At 37.7% G+C, this 17,172-nt stretch carries 15 protein-coding genes and 1 pseudogene; 7 read left to right on the top strand and 9 right to left on the bottom strand.

Annotation, left to right across the window (positions count from 1 at the left end; genetic code table 11):
- Nucleotides 1–436: 436 nt before the first annotated feature.
- Both CUU66_RS03965 and CUU66_RS23980 read right to left on the bottom strand, forming a co-directional pair.
- Nucleotides 437–637, bottom strand: coding sequence for a cold-shock protein (locus CUU66_RS03965; protein ID WP_026694422.1), 201 nt, complete (start codon nucleotides 635–637; stop codon nucleotides 437–439).
- A gap of 85 nt (nucleotides 638–722) precedes the next feature.
- A complete protein-coding gene (locus tag CUU66_RS23980; RefSeq protein WP_180955147.1) occupies nucleotides 723–899 on the bottom strand; it encodes a hypothetical protein in 177 nt (58 codons plus the stop codon).
- A 110-nt stretch (nucleotides 900–1,009) separates the two neighbouring features.
- Here CUU66_RS23980 and CUU66_RS03970 point away from each other — a divergent pair, with 110 nt between their 5' ends.
- Nucleotides 1,010–1,726 carry a gamma-glutamyl-gamma-aminobutyrate hydrolase family protein gene (locus CUU66_RS03970; RefSeq protein ID WP_101640384.1) on the top strand — a complete coding sequence of 239 codons (717 nt, stop codon included), beginning with the start codon at nucleotides 1,010–1,012 and terminating at the stop codon, nucleotides 1,724–1,726.
- A gap of 170 nt (nucleotides 1,727–1,896) precedes the next feature.
- Here the strand turns inward: CUU66_RS03970 and CUU66_RS03975 are convergent, their stop codons facing one another.
- Nucleotides 1,897–2,622, bottom strand: a complete 726-nt coding sequence (locus CUU66_RS03975; protein WP_257967887.1) for a transposase — start codon at nucleotides 2,620–2,622, stop codon at nucleotides 1,897–1,899.
- A gap of 474 nt (nucleotides 2,623–3,096) precedes the next feature.
- Here CUU66_RS03975 and rsgA point away from each other — a divergent pair, with 474 nt between their 5' ends.
- Both rsgA and CUU66_RS03985 read left to right on the top strand, forming a co-directional pair.
- A complete protein-coding gene (rsgA, locus tag CUU66_RS03980; protein WP_101640385.1) occupies nucleotides 3,097–4,170 on the top strand; it encodes a ribosome small subunit-dependent GTPase A in 1,074 nt (357 codons plus the stop codon).
- A gap of 231 nt (nucleotides 4,171–4,401) precedes the next feature.
- The gene (locus CUU66_RS03985) at nucleotides 4,402–5,265 is read left to right on the top strand and encodes a phosphotransferase family protein (RefSeq protein WP_101640386.1); all 864 of its coding nucleotides are present in this window, start codon (nucleotides 4,402–4,404) and stop codon (nucleotides 5,263–5,265) included.
- Nucleotides 5,266–5,919: 654 nt separating this feature from the next.
- On the opposite strand, the gene ytaF is transcribed toward CUU66_RS03985, so the two are convergent.
- The 3 genes from ytaF to CUU66_RS04000 form a co-directional block, all read right to left on the bottom strand.
- Complete coding sequence (gene ytaF, locus CUU66_RS03990) at nucleotides 5,920–6,588, bottom strand: sporulation membrane protein YtaF (protein WP_180955148.1); 669 nt, start codon at nucleotides 6,586–6,588, stop codon at nucleotides 5,920–5,922.
- Between the two features lie 851 nt (nucleotides 6,589–7,439).
- Nucleotides 7,440–8,261 carry an undecaprenyl-diphosphate phosphatase gene (locus CUU66_RS03995; protein ID WP_101640388.1) on the bottom strand — a complete coding sequence of 274 codons (822 nt, stop codon included), beginning with the start codon at nucleotides 8,259–8,261 and terminating at the stop codon, nucleotides 7,440–7,442.
- Between the two features lie 161 nt (nucleotides 8,262–8,422).
- The gene (locus CUU66_RS04000; protein WP_101640389.1) at nucleotides 8,423–9,289 is read right to left on the bottom strand and encodes an EAL domain-containing protein; all 867 of its coding nucleotides are present in this window, start codon (nucleotides 9,287–9,289) and stop codon (nucleotides 8,423–8,425) included.
- Nucleotides 9,290–9,458: 169 nt separating this feature from the next.
- On the opposite strand from CUU66_RS04000, the gene CUU66_RS04005 reads away from it, so the two are divergent.
- On the top strand, nucleotides 9,459–11,204 hold the full coding sequence (locus CUU66_RS04005) for a methyl-accepting chemotaxis protein (RefSeq protein ID WP_101640390.1): 1,746 nt from the start codon (nucleotides 9,459–9,461) through the stop codon (nucleotides 11,202–11,204).
- Here the strand turns inward: CUU66_RS04005 and CUU66_RS25295 are convergent.
- Both CUU66_RS25295 and CUU66_RS04015 read right to left on the bottom strand, forming a co-directional pair.
- Nucleotides 11,181–11,672, bottom strand: coding sequence for a transposase (locus CUU66_RS25295; RefSeq protein ID WP_101640391.1), 492 nt, complete (start codon nucleotides 11,670–11,672; stop codon nucleotides 11,181–11,183). The genes CUU66_RS04005 and CUU66_RS25295 overlap by 24 nt on opposite strands.
- 146 nt (nucleotides 11,673–11,818) lie before the next feature.
- Nucleotides 11,819–12,868: an N-acetylmuramoyl-L-alanine amidase gene (locus CUU66_RS04015; RefSeq protein WP_101640392.1), complete on the bottom strand. Its 1,050-nt coding sequence runs from the start codon at nucleotides 12,866–12,868 to the stop codon at nucleotides 11,819–11,821.
- Nucleotides 12,869–13,459: 591 nt separating this feature from the next.
- On the opposite strand from CUU66_RS04015, the gene CUU66_RS04020 reads away from it, so the two are divergent.
- From CUU66_RS04020 to CUU66_RS04035, 3 genes are all read left to right on the top strand, one after another.
- The gene (locus tag CUU66_RS04020; RefSeq protein ID WP_101640393.1) at nucleotides 13,460–13,657 is read left to right on the top strand and encodes a hypothetical protein; all 198 of its coding nucleotides are present in this window, start codon (nucleotides 13,460–13,462) and stop codon (nucleotides 13,655–13,657) included.
- Nucleotides 13,658–13,659: 2 nt separating this feature from the next.
- A complete protein-coding gene (locus CUU66_RS04025; protein WP_101640394.1) occupies nucleotides 13,660–14,007 on the top strand; it encodes a hypothetical protein in 348 nt (115 codons plus the stop codon).
- Between the two features lie 558 nt (nucleotides 14,008–14,565).
- Nucleotides 14,566–15,597, top strand: a complete 1,032-nt coding sequence (locus tag CUU66_RS04035; RefSeq protein WP_101640396.1) for a S66 family peptidase — start codon at nucleotides 14,566–14,568, stop codon at nucleotides 15,595–15,597.
- 269 nt (nucleotides 15,598–15,866) lie between these two features.
- Here the strand turns inward: CUU66_RS04035 and CUU66_RS25525 are convergent.
- Nucleotides 15,867–17,074: pseudogene (locus tag CUU66_RS25525) on the bottom strand (IS110 family transposase).
- Between the last annotated feature and the right edge of the window lie 98 nt (nucleotides 17,075–17,172).

Below are 17,172 nucleotides of genomic sequence, written 5' to 3' on the forward strand. Positions count from 1 at the left end.
GACAAAACTACTAAGGATAGCAGAATTAGCAAAATCTGAATCTAAGAGATTAGCTACATTTTGAGAATGGTAACTAGGAGGAGCCGTGTGCATTAATAGTGCAAGCACGGTTCTGTGAGGGGGGTGGAGTCCAATTTACCGCAAGGTAGAAAGGCTCCCTTCTACTCGACTAATGGAAGACGTATCGAACTTCCGCAGCTTTTTTCATGTTTCACTAGCAGTCAGGTAAGCGTACAGAAAAAATCCATATACATTCTCCATATTGTTAATACAGTATGTTATACTGTAAACAAACCTTTGAAGCTTTAAATCTTTTTATATTACCTGTTCCATCTCCCTACTCGAACAATGAGTAGGGTTTTTTAATGAGTAATATAAAGAGAATATAAAAAAACAAGCTCTTTAATAAGAGCTTGTTTATGTCTTCGAAATAAGATTAAGCTTTTTGAACGTTAGTAGCTTGTGGTCCACGTTGACCTTGCTCAACGTCAAAAGTAACTTTTTGGCCTTCGTCTAAAGATTTGAATCCTTCAGATTGGATAGCAGAGAAATGTACGAATACGTCGTCTCCACCTTCGCGTTCGATGAATCCGAAGCCTTTTTCTGCGTTAAACCATTTTACTGTACCTTGTTCCATTTTTGTTGCCTCCTAGTGCGTTAAAACACAATGTATTACTATCCTTGCCCAAAGTGATTCTCAAGAAGAAAAGTCTATATTCATACTATCCCATTACACCGAACAAAAATAATTCTTTTTTATCATAACAGGATACTGAAAATATTGCAAATTTTGGGGGCTGTTCTAAGACCGATGAACTCTTCCTTTCAAGGCTTAAGGTGATCCTTCTTGCTAACCAACCAAAAATAATATCGGTAATTAATGACCATAAAAGTTCCATTCCTTACATCCCTCCGCCATAGAAAAATTAGCAAAAGTATTCTTAGTGGTTCTTCGACTTCTAAATTAGGGTATTTAAAAAATAAATTATTAACAAATGGAGATGAAATTATGAAAAGAAAGCCTATTATTGGTATAACTTGTTCAAACATAGAGTATTCAGGTATAACGAGTAGTTTATTGCATTATAGCTATTCTGATTCTGTAATTAATGCCGGTGGGATTCCTATAATACTACCCGTTGGTAACAAGGAAATAACGGAGAAAATGTTTTCTATATGCGATGGTATTCTTTTAAGTGGCGGTGAAGACATAAATCCTCAGCTGTTTGGTGCTGAACCTCATCCAAAGTTAGGAAAAATTATACCCGAAAGAGACAGCATGGAAATATCTATAATTGAATTTGCTAGAAATAAAAATATTCCTATTTTTGCAATATGTAGAGGAATTCAAATCTTAAACGCAGCACTAGGTGGAACGAATATACAAGATGTTGAAAGTGAAAAGGATAACTGCCTAAAACACTTCCAAGATACCTCCTCTAGAGGGGATGCAACTCATTTAATTACTGTCGAAAAGGGCAGTAAATTAAATAAAATTACAGGGAAAATGGAATTAAATGTAAATAGTTTTCATCATCAAGCAGTTAATGAAGTAGCTCCAATACTTAAACCTATTGCGGTTGCAAAGGATGGAGTTATTGAAGCTGTAGAATCAAATGACAACGAGAATCACTGGATTTTGGGTGTACAGTGGCATCCAGAAGATATGACTAAAACAGACAAGTATATGAAACTTTTATTTAAGGCATTTATTGAAGCATGTTAAACACCGCAATTTGCTTTTTTTGCAAAGAGCTTTGCCTATTATTGGTATTACTCCACTACCATGAAAATTAAATTCTGCCACTTTAGAAAAATGGCCATACTTAAATAGACGCAGCTCAGTCAGTTTTTTAAAAAGGAGAGCGTCTTATCAGTCAATTGTTTTTTAAAATACTAGGATGCTTCCGAAATGGTTACGGTGAATCCCAGGTTCTCAAGTCTCCGGACTGAATGCCTAACAATAGAAGCCTGTCTCTGTTTGTCAAAGTAATCTTCGCCTAGGTCAACGTACATTTCTTTCTGGTAAGAAGGTAATACGCGATTCGAACATCGCGTGGGCGACCACAATGGCTGCACGTTTCTTACCTTTTCGACCGGCTTTCCGTCTGTAGAGGTCACCCAGGTATTTTTCGAACCCCTGAATGATTGAGCTGCTTCTGTTAATGCTGAACGAAGATACTTATTGCCTTTTTTGGCTCTTGCAGATTTCCTTTTTCCAGCACTTTCATTGTGGCCCGGTACTAGGGCAGCCCAATAACATAAGTGTGCGGCACTAGGGAACTGCGTTCCAACATAGGGACCAATCTCAGCGAGGATCTGTTCGGTCATCCTTTTAGCTATGCCAGGAATGGAATCGAGCCGTTCAATATCTTCCTCATAGAAACTTACCCTCTCTGCAATCTCGTTATCCAGCAGTTCAATTTGGTCAGTAAGGAAGTCAATATGCGTCAGTATTGTCTTTAACATAAGCCGTTGGTGAGAGTTCACATATCCTTTTAGTGCAAGCACAAGTTCATCTTTCTTCCGTTTCATTGTGCGTCGAGCCAAGTTTGATAGTTTTACAGGATCGTCCTCGCCATCCGCGATAGCACGAAGCATGTCCTTTGCAGAAACACCCATAATATCGGAAACCACCGATCCTAGTTTAATATTCGCCCCTTCAAGCACCTTTTGAATCCGGTTGTGCTGCCTAAAGGGGCGTTAGTTTAAGATCATTTGCCTTAGGCAGCCATATGCTTTTGTGGTAACGGACAACGTTAGTAGAAAAGTTTTAGTTGTAAATTCATTATTGAAAATGGTAAGATTTACATAAATAAGTTGAAGGGAGTGAGTTGTAACGATGAAGAAAAATTTAATTCGTCTTACCTTGGAGCTATCCAATATAAAACTCACTCAAGTGGATAAACAATTTTAAAGAACTGCAATGGGTGTGTTAGATAAAAATTGTGAAACGAATAATCTTTATTATTCCATTTTCTTCGAATTAGCCACAGGGTATGTAAAAACTCTGCGGCTTTTTATGTTGGATAAGGACGAGTTAAGGCTTTTTCTAAATTTTTCTTCCACATATCATTAAATTGGAGGAAAAACACGATGTTACATTTATTAGGATGGGATACTGGTTTTGAGGATCAATTTGCTAAATATCAAGAAAAAAATCTTAGTCCAGCTAGAGTAATCAGAAGAGGGAACCAATCATATACGATCTTTGATGGAAAACGTAGCCTCCAAGCAAAAATAACTGGGAAGTTCAGGCATCATAGCAACGTGTCCAAAGATTACCCAGCTGTAGGCGATTGGATTGTGTATGAAACAAAAGCACACAGCGAAATTGCAACTATACATGCTGTATTGCCGAGAAAAAGCTACTTCTCGCGGAAGCTCCCCATTTCAGGAGGAAGGAAGTTCAAAAAGGGTGTACTGGAAGGTGGCTCTACAGAGGAGCAAGTCATTGCAGCAAATATAGATGTTGTTTTGATAGTAAGCGGGCTGGATGGCAATTTTGATGTCCGCAGAATCGAAAGATTCCTCACCCTCACTTACAACAGTGGTGCTGCCCCTGTCATTGTTTTAAACAAAATGGATCTATGTAACAAAATAGACGAATACGTGGAGCAGGTGAGACAAATTGCCATAAACGTTCCGACCCTGGTCATTAGTGTGGAGAAAAATAAGAATATGGATAGTTTATTGCCATATTTAACTTCGGGTAAAACGATCGCTCTCCTTGGATCATCAGGGGTAGGAAAATCCACATTAACAAATTACCTAATGGGGGAAGAGAGACAAGTTAAGCAGCCTACAAGCAAGGCTTCCGGTAAGGGAAAACATACTACTACAAGTGCCGAGCTTATTCTTCACCAGTCTGGTTACATGATTATAGACACACCAGGCTTAAGAGAGGTACAGCTCTGGGGAGATGAGGAAGTCCTGAAGGAAACATTCCAAGATGTTACCGTTCTTTTTAAGCGTTGTAGGTATTCTAATTGCCGCCATCAGACAGAACCCGGATGTGCCATTAAACAAGCAATTGAAGATGGTGTACTGAGCCAGAGCCGGTATGAAAGCTATTTAAAGCAATATGACGAACTTTTTAGGTTGAACAGGAAGAAAAAGAAACTGGATATACAATTAAATAAAAAATTGAAACAGAGAAAAAATAATTAAGTGATTAAGCATGGTGGTAGTTCTATGAGAGCCACCTTTTTTGTTAGAAAAATGGACTTAAAGCAATGAAGAAATGTACTTAAACTTAAGAGTGCGTTAGTTTAAGATCCAGCTGCCTTTCTAGGCGGCTTTGGTTTGTTGAACTAACTGTGGTTAGTAGAAAAAATGCTGCCATTTGGATATAGTAGGTAAGTTAACAGGGAGTAGTAATGATTAAGGAGGATAATTTTGATGTTACATCGTGTCATTCAACAATTTGGATTGCGGGTACAATCCATTAATGAGGTTGAAGATTCCCATAGTTCAACAGTCTATAAATGTACTTTGTCTAATAGTGAAAATGTTTTCTTGAAAATCCCTTATACAAAATTGAAGTGTCAGCGGGAGTTTGAAGCCTATGAACTTCTAAAAGGAAGTATTTCCATTCCTGACATGCTGGATTATTGGTCTGGTGATCTGGAGTGTCCTGGTGCTTTTTTGTTATCTGAATTAAAAGGAAAGCCATTAACTTCTGAGGCTTCGCCATCAGTAGCGTTTCAAGTGGGAGTCCTTCATGCCGAGATGCATACTATTCGTCCGCCTGCTGTACAAGTGTTAACTGGCATACAAAACGAATTTACGAACTGGTCTAACTTTGTTGAACATCAATTTTATAGTTTTGCTGAGGATGTAAGGGACGTTTTGGATGCACAATTATACAAACAAGCCATTGTAAAATTTGAAGAAATGAAACGATGGCTTCCCTCCCCAGATGGGCCAAGCTTTATACATATGGATTTTCGTTCAGCTAATATAATTGTTGATGGTAATAAAGTTTCAGGAATAATAGATTTCGAGAGCGTTCGGTTTGGTTCAACTGAAATTGATTTTACCAAACTGTTTCGTGACTTTTTACGCTTTGATACTACCTTGTACAAGGCATATCGAGAAGGTTATAAAAGTATCAGACCATTAATTGACCTAGAAATGGTATTGCCTTTTTATAGATTTACAGATGCCTTTAATAGTATTGGGTGGTGTAAACGTCGTGGAATTGAGAAGAATGCTTTATTTTTAAAACAAAATGTAGAGAGTTTAAAGAAATTTCTATTATAAAATGGGGAATGCACTCTTCACCTTTCTAAGGCAAGCCAAATTACTATCTATACTCCTAATATGCAATTTATTATGTAAGATGGTGAAGAATGGTACTTTAAGTAACGCGTGCGTTGTATAAAAAGAAATGACTTAACCGCATTGAAAAATGGATGGGTAGTTACTTCAAGAAAATATTAAAAGCCAGAGTACAAAGTATTCTGGCTTTATTAGCGGGCTATATTTTTAGCTCTGTTTGAATAACTGGTGCCAATCTCTTATTGGAAATGTTCCGTTTTATTTCCATCATAAAAAGTGGCGAACGTTAGAACGAGACCATGAATCTCATTTAATTTCATTGGAGTTAACGATGTTCTCCGAGCAAATACTAATTATGAATAACCTGAAGTGTAAAGGAGTGGGAATATCAATAGCTGGAGGAGTAGTCTGATTCGGTTTCTTCTAGTTATCAGTCTGAATATCAAGAGAGAATTCTTCAGCTTGGTTAACTAACGGGAGGAGCCAGCTGGAAAATGTGCGAACCACATATAGACGCTTTTTCCTCAATGTCGTAGTAACAACTGTACCGTATCACTTGGAGAAATAAAAAAACTATTAGTCAGAGCTGTGACATAAGCACAGCTCTTTTTCTTAATTACTACCTGTTGAGGAGTATTACGAAAGGATTTTCAACAAACCCAAGAGCAATAATAAACATCCGGGTAAAAATTGAATTTTGCATACCCATTTAATATTTGAAAATCGTTGGCCCAAGTTTGTACCAACAGTAAGAAAAATTCCGCTTATGATAGCAATGATTATGGGTGTCAGAATTAAAGGGTATTCTTGAAACCCAGCACCAATTCCTACTCCTGATGCGTCTAAAGAAAGAGCGATCCCTAACATAAATGACTCCTTGAAAGATATCCGTCCTGACTGGTTAACGTCTGCTTTTTCCGGATTCTTTAGGATTTCAATAACAATTTTGATATTTAGTATCCTTATGATTTTCCTTTTATTTATTGCTGTTCCTTCCAATGGTACAACTGCTCTGGCACTTAAGTTTTTTTCCTTTTTAATTGCAGCATTTATTACCGCTATACTGCCTAAACATATTAATATTAGTCCCCCAATGAGGGATGTACTTTCTGCAGAAATATATTGGCTAATTCCTTGGCCAAAAAGCATTGATACAAAGAAAACGGCTCCTGTAAAAAAACCTATAGTCAACAGCGAAGTAAAGGGAGTATGTATTCCTTTAATTCCATAGGAAAACCCTACTGCGAAGCTGTCAAAACTCAATGAAATTCCGAGTAACATAATGAATAATAATTCAATAAACATTGGTATTCCCCCAGCAGGCACTAATTGATGTTTCATATTCTATGAGGGGGAAGTAATTAGTTGCATGTACCAAACGTAAGCAAAAAGGTTTCCTATGTCTGTGAAAGGAAACCTTTTTGTCGATTGAATCGATGTATTGAGTGCGTCAATATTTTTTCATGTCGAAAAGATGTGAATCAACACAGCCCAAAACGGGGTAATCATTCCCGACAAGGATAAAAATACAGAGATTAAAAAATACATGCAAAGTCAGATTTAAATAACCGGAGCGGAGTCCTTATATGCAAAACTTCAATCAGAAAAACCTGTAAAGAGGACAAATAAAAAAGAATGGATAATTCGCCGGCCAGGGCAGTATATATGTCATTTTGTAAAAAACCAGAAAGCAAAGTTTAATAGAATCAAGATCATAATAAGCAACCAAACTAGATTATTTATTAGAAAATGTAGATTTAACCATTTCATTGTAAGACCTCACAATTAAGTTAACTAACAAAGAAGTAATAAGTAAAAGTATTGGCTCCGCCTTCGCCAGATACCATGATAGCCACCCGTGCTATCCCCACTAAATCTAAATTAACGTTTAGATATTAATAGAATTTGTGCTAGATGTAAGATGTTTGTAAATCTTTAAAGCATAGATACATTAGTGGGAGAAAAAGTAGTAATGCTTGTAGGAAGGTTTTCTATTTAACGGATATTACCTAAAAGTGAATGGTGAAATAAAAGAACAAGGGGGGAAGGCAGCTTTCTTTGTTTCACTACGGAGATTGTTGATATGGCACTTAGGTAAATACCTCAATTAAAAAATTACCACTCATCTTAACAGGATGGTGGTATCTTATTGATGCTTAAAAATAAAACAAGAATATTAAAGCTGCTAATAGAATTCGGTATAAAGCAAAAGGAATTAGTTGAACTCGGTTAATCAATTTGAGGAAGAACTTTATTGAAATTAATGCAAAGGCAAAAGCACTAATGAATCCGACGAGAAAAAATGGAATAACTTCTAAAGTAAAGTACTGCCATTTGCTTAGTAAGGATAAAAAACTGGCACCCGCCATGATCGGAACAGCCATTATAAATGTAAAATCTGCTGCTGCCCGGTGACTCATGCCAAGTAAAACACCGCCTGAAATGGTTGAACCAGATCTGGAAAATCCCGGCCATAACGATAAACATTGAATAAGGCCGACTGTAAAGGCCTGTTTATAAGTAATCTCATCAACGGTCTCAGTGGTTTGCTTACGTCCGCCTAATAAATCAGCTGCAATCATTAAAAAAGCACCTATAACTAAACCGACTAAAACCGTACCCGTTGAAAACAAATGTTCATCAATGTAGTCTTCAAATAAAACTCCTAAAATGCCTGCCGGTAACAATCCCACGATAACATGGGTTAACCGAAGCCTTCCAACTTGGCGGCTTACCCCTTTTTTATAACCCAATAGCTCGATAAAACGATTTCGGAAGACAACGACAACGGCAAGAATGGAGCCAAGCTGAATCACAACCTTGAATGTATTAGCTACTTTTTCCCCTAGAAAGTCCTGAGAACGAAGCCACATATCATCCACAATAATCATGTGGCCAGTCGAAGAGACCGGTGCAAACTCAGTTAATCCTTCTACGATTCCTAATATAAATCCGACAATCAATTCCCATGTATTCATCTGTTTTCTCCTAACCTATAATGCTGAGATTTGTAATACAAGCCTTTTCTGTTTAACTTTGGGGCTGGCTGGAGCTAGTTTATATGATAGTCATCACATTTGTACCTTGATGTTTAAGTTTTTTTGTACAATTGATTTCTGATAAATCAAAATATTCAATTTCAAGCATAATACAAAGTTCTTAATTTAGAGGTTGGTATTGTGCCTTCTTTTAAAATTGGCAAGGGTTTTCCAAGGGCGTATCCTTGCCCTAAGTGCACCCCAAGCTTTTGTAAGTACTCTAATTCTGCTAGGTTTTCTATTCCCTCTGCTATTACTTGAGTATTTGATTGCAAGGCAAAATCCAAAAGAAGCTCCACTAATTGCTGCTGACCTGAGTGTTTATCAATATCCCTGATCAGTGATTTATCCAATTTAATAAATTCTGGCTTTACATATACAAGGGTTTTTAAACTGTTATATCCAGTTCCTGCATCATCTACTGCGATTCTATACCCTTGCTGCCGGTAATGCTTGATTACTTTTACAAACGAATTATAATCAATGACAGCGTCCTTCTCAGTCAGCTCTAATACAATCTGTTTGGGAGATAGCCCATGCTTACTTAAAAGTTCTAAGGTTTTCCCGCTCCTGTACAACGGATTTTCCAATAATTGAGGCTGTATATTAATAAATAATAAATTACTAGTTGGGGCTGTGAATGATCTTGCTTGTTCAGAGTACCTTTCAAGTGAAATATCTCTTAAAAAATACTCCACTTCCATCACGTCTTTGCTCTTCCCGACAAAATCATAGAATTTTTCTGTAGTGGGGAATAGTGATGTTTTTGGAGGACGGTTTAATATTTCATACCCAACAGTACCCCCTGTATGGAGGGAAAGAATAGGCTGAAAGACCGTCTGTATGGCAGTGGGCTCTATTAACCTTTTAAGTTCCTGATTTTGTTTAAATTCAAGATAAAGAAGTTTCCGATTCGATTTTAAGAAAGACAGATAATTTAAGCAGTCTATAATTTTATTGTTTATCATAATTCCATCCTGTATTCTAATATACTTTGTAAACACCTATACCTAGTATAGGTGTTTAATTTTTATAAGAGTATTAATTGTATGTAAATATAATGTAAATATAGAACAATATACCTAGTGGCGTGATACATTATTCTACAGAAAAAACTTAGAAATTTGAGGGGAATATATGCTTATACAAGCCATTAAAAAAGTAGGTAAAACAAGTTCTAGTAGAGACAGGTTAAACCTAACTGTTGGTAAAAAGATTTTAGGCGGGTTTATTATTATCTTAGTTTTGTTAGGAGGAATGGGAGCGATTTCTACTCACGGCATAGCTTTGGTGGATGGCAGGCACGTAAAATTGCTCAATGAAGAAGTCTCGACAGTTGAAAAAATTAAAGACTTAAAGCTTGAAATCATGATTCAATCAAACGCAATTCGAGGATACTTACTTACTGCCGATTCCTCTTATTTAGCCGAATATGATGATTCAATCAGACACTTTGAAAGTAAAGTGAAATACATACAAGCTTCAAATGCGTCAGCAGAGACCAAAAGACAGATAAAGAAGTTAACTCAAATCCATAACGACTATCTGGATAATATTCAAAAACAACTTGAGTTAAAACAGACTAAACGAAATGCTGAATACCTGATTACGGTTAAAACTTCAGCCAAGAAAATATCTAATGAGTTTAGCAGCTATGCAGATCAAATTATAAACTATGAGAAAGGAGAGCTAACTAGTAAAAGCAGTAAAGTAACGAATGAAACTCATAATACTAAATCGTTAATAACAACTTTAAGTATAATTGCCCTCATAATTGGGATTTTTCTTGCCTATTATATTAGCCGGGCGATTTCAGTACCTGTAAATAAGGCTTCTGAAGCCATTAAACGGCTTTCTGCGGGAGATTTCTCTATTAGCGAAATAAAAATACGGAATAAAGATGAAATTGGGACAATGATAGTATCATTAAATAAAATGGTTACGGACCTTCGAGACGTATTAAAACAAGTTAATGCTTCAACAAGCCAAGTGACGATCAGTAGTGAGCTGCTTGCCGCAAGTGCCCAACATTGTGGAGCAGCGGCAGGACAGGTTGCTCAAATTTCCATGCAAAATTCAATAGAAATGGAACAGCAAATGCAGCATGTTTCCAATGTAACTCAGTCTATAAATGATATGGGGGGAGGTATTGAACAAATTTCTAATGAAAGTGAACAAATGATTGAAGCAACCGGAGAAGCAACCCTAATTACAGAGCAGGGATTAGATTCTGTATACAAAATATTCCATCAAATGAATCAAATCAAAGAATCCTTTTCTCACACTACCGAATTAATTAAATCGCTAGAGGAGAGGTCTCAGCATATTGGAAACATTATCATTATGATTACCAAAATAGCTGAAAGTACAAACCTTTTAGCTTTAAATGCCTCGATTGAAGCTGCCAGAGCTGGAGAACATGGCAATGCCTTCAGTGTAGTTGCTGAACAAGTCAGAAAATTGGCGATTGAATCAAAAGAATCTGCGGCCGACATTAAAAACATGATTACTGATATTCAAAGTGAGACTAAAGAAGCTGTGTTAGCCATAAACAGTGGTAATCTAAAAGTACAGGAAGGTTTAGTTAGCACTTCAACTGTTAATACCGCTTTTACTAATATTAAAGATTCAATTCATTCAGTTCATCAGAAAGCTTCAAGGGTTTCCCTGGCTTTAGATAAATTAAATCAATCTAGTAAGCAAATTTCACATTCAGTTATATATGTAAATGACATTAGTAAACTAAGTACGTCAGCGAGTCAAGAAATCGCAGCTGCAGCCGATGGACAGCTTGAGGCGATGACGAAAGTAACGCTTTCTTCGGAATCCTTGTCAAATTGGTCTGATCAATTACAGGTATTACTTTCCCGATTTAAAATCTGAGGAAAACTCAAACCTGTAAGGCCTGCCTTTTTCAGGTGTGCTATTTTGCAACCCAACGATATCTCTAATTACAAGAAGGGATGGTTTGCGGAAAATCCCTAACCTGCACCGGGCAGCCATATACAAGGCATGCCTGAGTCTGCTGGATCCTATTTTGGTAACGTAGTTTACCTTTTCTTTAAACCGGTCAGATTCATATATTTCTGGATCTATTCCGGCGAAAGCAACGAGCTTCTTTAGGTGGCAAAATCGATTGATTTTCTCAATTTTAGAAATAATCGCTGCCAAGATTTTTTTTTCCGATACCGGGGAACGATTGGAAAATCTATATTCTCCCATTTCTTTTGCCAAATCATCTATCTCTTTTGAAAACAAAATAATGCAATGGCGATTTTCTTCAACAAGCGGGTGGTTTAGTTCGAAAGAGATGGGCTGCTGCAGCCGGCATGATCGAAATAGGGCTATCACTGTGTGACCTTTTATTGTATAACCTGGAGTATACTAATACGAGGCTCAATGAAGAATTAAAGGTTGGAAATCTTTTGTTGCATGATATTGTAGATGACGATGTAAAAAACCACAGATATAATCCCCTGTGGTTTTTGCATTGAAAATTAGTATTTTTTAAAGTAACTCACAATTCCGTTTGTAATGCCAAGAGCTGATTTGTCTCTGAATGAACTCGTCTTTAACAAAGATGCGTCATATGAATTAGACAGGAACCCAACTTCTACAAGGACGCTCGGCACTGTGTTCTTTCGGAGAACGATAAAAGACTCACTTTTCACTCCGTTATTTTTCAAACGGGTTGCCGAGTAAGTGGAACTTTGGATGAATGTTGCAAGTTCCTTGCTTTTGGCCGGATATGGATTGATTCGATTGTCATCTTCATCCCTGGAACCATTGTAATAGGTATCCAGTCCGTTAGCTGAAGAAGATGTGTACGAGTTGTTGTGGATGCTCACAAAAATGTCCGCTCCAACCTTGTGGGAATAAGCGGCACGAGCATCAGGAGAAACATATACATCCGTGCTTCGGGTCAGGTACACTTTAGCTCCGTTTGCTTCAAGTTTAGTTTTCGCTCTTTTTGCTATATCGAGAGTGATGTTTTTCTCGTATAACCCATACCCGGCAGCTCCTGGGTCGCTTCCTCCGTGTCCAGGGTCTAATACGATGACATCGCCTGTTGTTAAAGGTTTTGCTGTCGTATTAGAAGCTGTGACTGCAATTAAATAATCTTTGGACACATAAGCATCTCTTCCGTTATATGTGACGATTTTCCAATCACCTGTCTGTCCGTGTGTACTGATGATGGCTCCCTTTGCATATGAACCTAGAATTCTGGCAGAAGTAGATGGAGTTTCTCTGATATTCAGAGAAGTGGCGTTCACTTTGTATTTAGTTATATAGAGCTTTAGATATTGGTCGGAGGCATAAACAGTCTGTCCCTTGTAGGAAATCTTGTCCCAATCTCCAGTGGTGCTAATTGCCTGTAATACCGTCCCGTTTGGAACATTCGCAATGATTCTGCTGGAGGTTGACGGTTTTTCCCGTAAATTTAGGGAGGTAGCGTTCACCTGTACGTTCGTGGCAGCACTAGCATGAATGACGGCAAGGGGCAATAATATTAAAACGACAACAACTGACAATAGAACTTTCTTCATGTTTCCCTCTCTTTGGTGTTTTTTCTAATAGGTTACAGAAGTATTATAAAGTTAAAAAACATAAAAAACAGGAGATAAAAGTCACATTTCATATATAGGTCCATAGGTCTTGATTGCATCCTTTCTTGATTATTAGGCTCTGTTAAACATTCAAGTGCGCACTAACGGACATCATTAAGGAAATTCAAAAACTACATACAGCAGACCTACTTCGATTGAAAGAAAGTCTTTCGCTAAGAGGGATTGTTTAGACAAAAGGAATACATTAAAAAATGGCAGGGATGAAGAGGATTCAAAATGTGAATCAAATGGAGGCTATCCCGCCGATATTGTAACCTCCAGAATACCCAAAACAATCCGGATAAATATCTTAGTAATTGATAAGTCTATTAACTTACAGTAGCCTTTCACAGTTGTCCATTTAATAATACCTTTACTTGAAACCGCACATTTACTTGAGCTTAATAACTTTGTCCTATAATTCGTTACAGAGAGCTGTTTTTTACCAAAAATCGCAGCACAATGATAGGAAGAAACGGGAGGGAGAAGGTTTGAAGCAATCAGTACATAAAGAGGCTGCTAAGTGAGGCAGTGAACGGACGTTCCAGGTTTATCTTTTCTTCTGATGGCAGCAAATCAGATATTGCATCTGTTTCGACATATCAAAAGGCAGCTTCTTCCGATGGTTCAGTCCGAGAAGTTGATGGCTTCAATCGAAAGCCAGGCTTAATCCGCGGCTGCGGTGGAACCGGTGGGGATAATCCAACAGAAGAACCAAAACATGATTAGGCTTGAAAATTGGTCATATTCTTTGCGACGAGATTATAGTCCAAGGTATAAAGAGTGATAAATCGGATGCAATTGATTTAATTGTTCATCCTATTGGAGTTGGAATGTTTAGTACAGAACAATTTGATGAATGGATTGCTGAAGCAACTAAAATCGCTATAACCTATAAAACTAAAATTATTGGAACGAGTCACTCTGATGGTTCATATAGAAACGCAGGTGTATCTATACCAATAGCCTATTGTATAGATAAGGATGGGTCAGCTGTTTTTATTTCAAAGAATGATGTTCGAACACGAGTTTTTAATTGGGAAACAAGTGAAGTGTTAATTTCTAATGAATTAAATTAAATCAATAATCCTTTTTGAACGAACGGGTGCGTTAGTTAAATAAGATGGTTTTATGCTGGCAGCTTTTTATGACATAGTAGACTCATACTGTTTATTAAGGAGGGAATAATGATAGCTATATATAAAGATACCATTTTCGGATTTATCATTGTGGCTATGGTAATACATTTTACAAAAGGCTTAAACATATTGGATAGTTGGATATTGACTGATATAGTAGAATTTCTACTTTGTTTTACTTTACTTATTGTTGTTTCCCTGCTTATTGAAACTATTACTAAGAGGCGTACTTAGGTTTTGTGGCTTTTGTTTTACTGAGCAATACGAGATTCCTGCTCAGTAACAGGCGTACCCATCTGATTCTTTTTACTAACGAGTGCGTTAGTTCAAGAACATCAGGCTGCTTCGGTGGCTTTTTTTGTGTTGTTCTACTAACGAGGAAATAAGAATCCTCTTTATTCGATAATCAGACTATATCCGTGAATAACAGCAGGTAATTTGATGTTTTTATAGAAATTAAATAAGTAAATAATCGAGTTATATAGGGTGTGAGTTAATGTGTTAATTAAGCCAAAAAAATTACAAGCGGGAGATCGTGTTGCAACAGTAAGTCCTTCTTGGGGAGGAGCAGGTGAACCAGCACTTAGATGGCGATATGAACAAGGTGTAAACAGATTAGAGGAAATTTTTGGGCTGAAAGTTATCCCAATGCCAAATAGTTTGAAAGGGGGAGACTATCTTTATAAAAGTCCACAAGCTCGTGCTGAAGATTTGATGACAGCATTTAAGGATGAGAGTATAAAAGGAATTATTTCCAATATTGGTGGAGAGGATAGTATTCGCTTACTCCCTTATATAGATTTTGATGTTATAAATGAAAACCCGAAAATTTTTATGGGTTACTCTGATGTGACCATTTCACATTTATTTTGTCATAAAGCAGGAATTTCTTCTTTTTACGGTCCGGCGATTTTAACCGATTTTGCTGAAAACGTGGAGATGGATCCATATACGATTGAAATGGTGAAACGAACACTCTTCTCAAATGACATTATTGGTGAAATACAACCTGCTAATGAATGGACGAGTGAGCGATTAGAATGGATAGAAGAGAACAAGAACCGTCGACGTACCATGCAGAAAAATTTAGGTAACGAGGTACTTCAAGGATCGGGTGTGGTACAAGGACATTTGATTGGTGGGTGTATTGAAGTACTAGAGTTTGCAAAGGGAACAGATCTTTGGCCAGAGAAGAAACATTGGGAGAATAGCGTACTTTTCTTTGAAACATCGGAAGAAAAACCAGAACCAAATCTTATTAAGTATTGGCTACGGAATTATGCTGTACAAGGCATCTTAAAAATAGTAAATGGAATCATTTTTGGTAAACCAAAAGATGAGAAGTATTTCGACGAGTACAAAGAAGAAATTCAAAAAGTAATGAAGGAATTTGATCTGGAGAATTTGCCAATTCTATATAACTTGAATTTTGGTCATACCGAACCGAAATTTATATTGCCATATGGTGCAATGGCAGAAATTAATTGTGAAAAGAGGACCTTTTCGATTCTAGAAAGTGGAGTGGAATAAATAAAGAAAGGTAAAATGGATAAATCGATATTATTTGTTATTCCACAATAGGTCGCTTTTCTTTCATAAGAAGACGTCTTTTTTAATAAAATCAAATCTTTTAGCAACATATTTAATGGATTAAGGTGTAGATAGTGAACGATTCTACTTCAACTACCATGAAGATTAAATTTTGTAACTTTAGAAAAATGGCCATATTTTAATAGACGCAGCGCAGTCAGTTTTTTTAAAAAAGGAGAGCGTCTTACCAGCCATTTGTTTTTTTAGGATTAGGATGCTTCCGAAATGGTGACGGTGAATCCCAGGTTTTCAAGTCTCCGGACTGAATGCCTAACAATAGAAGCCTGTCTCTGTTTGTCAAAGTAATCTTCGCCTAGGTCAACGTACATTTCTTTTCTCGTAAGCAGGTAATACGCGATTCGTAACATCGCATGGGCGACCACAATGGCTGCACGCTTCTTACCTTTTCGGCCGGCTGTCTGTCTGTACAGTGGACCCGGATAATTCTTCGAACCCCTGACTGATTGAGCTGCTTCAGTTAATGCGGACCGAAGAAACTTATTTCCTTTTTTGGCTCTCGCAGATTTCCTTTTTCCAGCACTTTCATTGTAGCCTGGAACAAGGACAGCCCAGGAACATAAGTGTGCTGCACTAGGGAACTGCGTTCCTCCATCAGGTCCAATTTCAGCTAGGATCTGTTCGGCCATCCTTTTAGCTATTCCAGGAATAGAATCGAGCCGTTGATATCTTCCTGATAGAAACTCACCTTTTTTTAATCACTATCCAGCATTTCAATTTGGTCAGTAAGGAAAGCAATACGCGTTAAAATGGTTTTTAACATTAGCCGTAGGTGAGGGTTCACGTATCCTTTTAGTGCCAGCTCCAACTCGTCTTTCTTCCGTTTCATTGTGCGTCGTGCTAAGTTTGATAGTTTTACAGGATCGTCCTCACCATCCGCAATGGCACGAAGCATGTCCTTCGCAGAATCACCCATGATGTCGGAAACCACCGACCCGAGTTTAATATTCGCTCCTTCAAGCACCTTCTGGATCGGGTTGTGCTGCCAGGCACGTTCCTCGAAAATGCTTCGGCGATAACGAACAAGTTCCCTTAGTTCCCGCTGGGTCCGGTTGGGGATGGCTCTTAGCTATCCATGCCTCAGAAGCTGGGAGATCCATTCTGCATCCTTTACATCGGTCTTGCGACCCGGAAGGGACTTCATGTGCTGGGCATTGACGACAAGGAATTCTATCTCTTCAGCTTCCAATAGGTTAACCACAGGCTTCCAGTAAACGCTGGTGCTTTCCATCGCAATGTGGCTGCATCCGTGTTCCTTAATCCAATCGATTAACTCTAAAAGAAATACCGTTTTAGTGGAAAACGTTCGAACCTCCTTTCCTTTAGATGTCATGATGCAGGCTGTAATATTGTCTTTGTGGACATCCAACCCACAAGCTCTTTCAATGATTACATCCATTGAACTCTTCCTTTCGAGGCTAGTTAGAATGGAGGCTGGTGCAGCAACCAATTAGGATTAATCTACCATGAGTGCTTCCCGCAAGGGGAGCGGCAGTC

The organism is Peribacillus deserti, from assembly GCF_002863585.1.
GTDB classification, from domain to species: domain Bacteria; phylum Bacillota; class Bacilli; order Bacillales; family DSM-1321; genus Paraperibacillus; species Paraperibacillus deserti_A.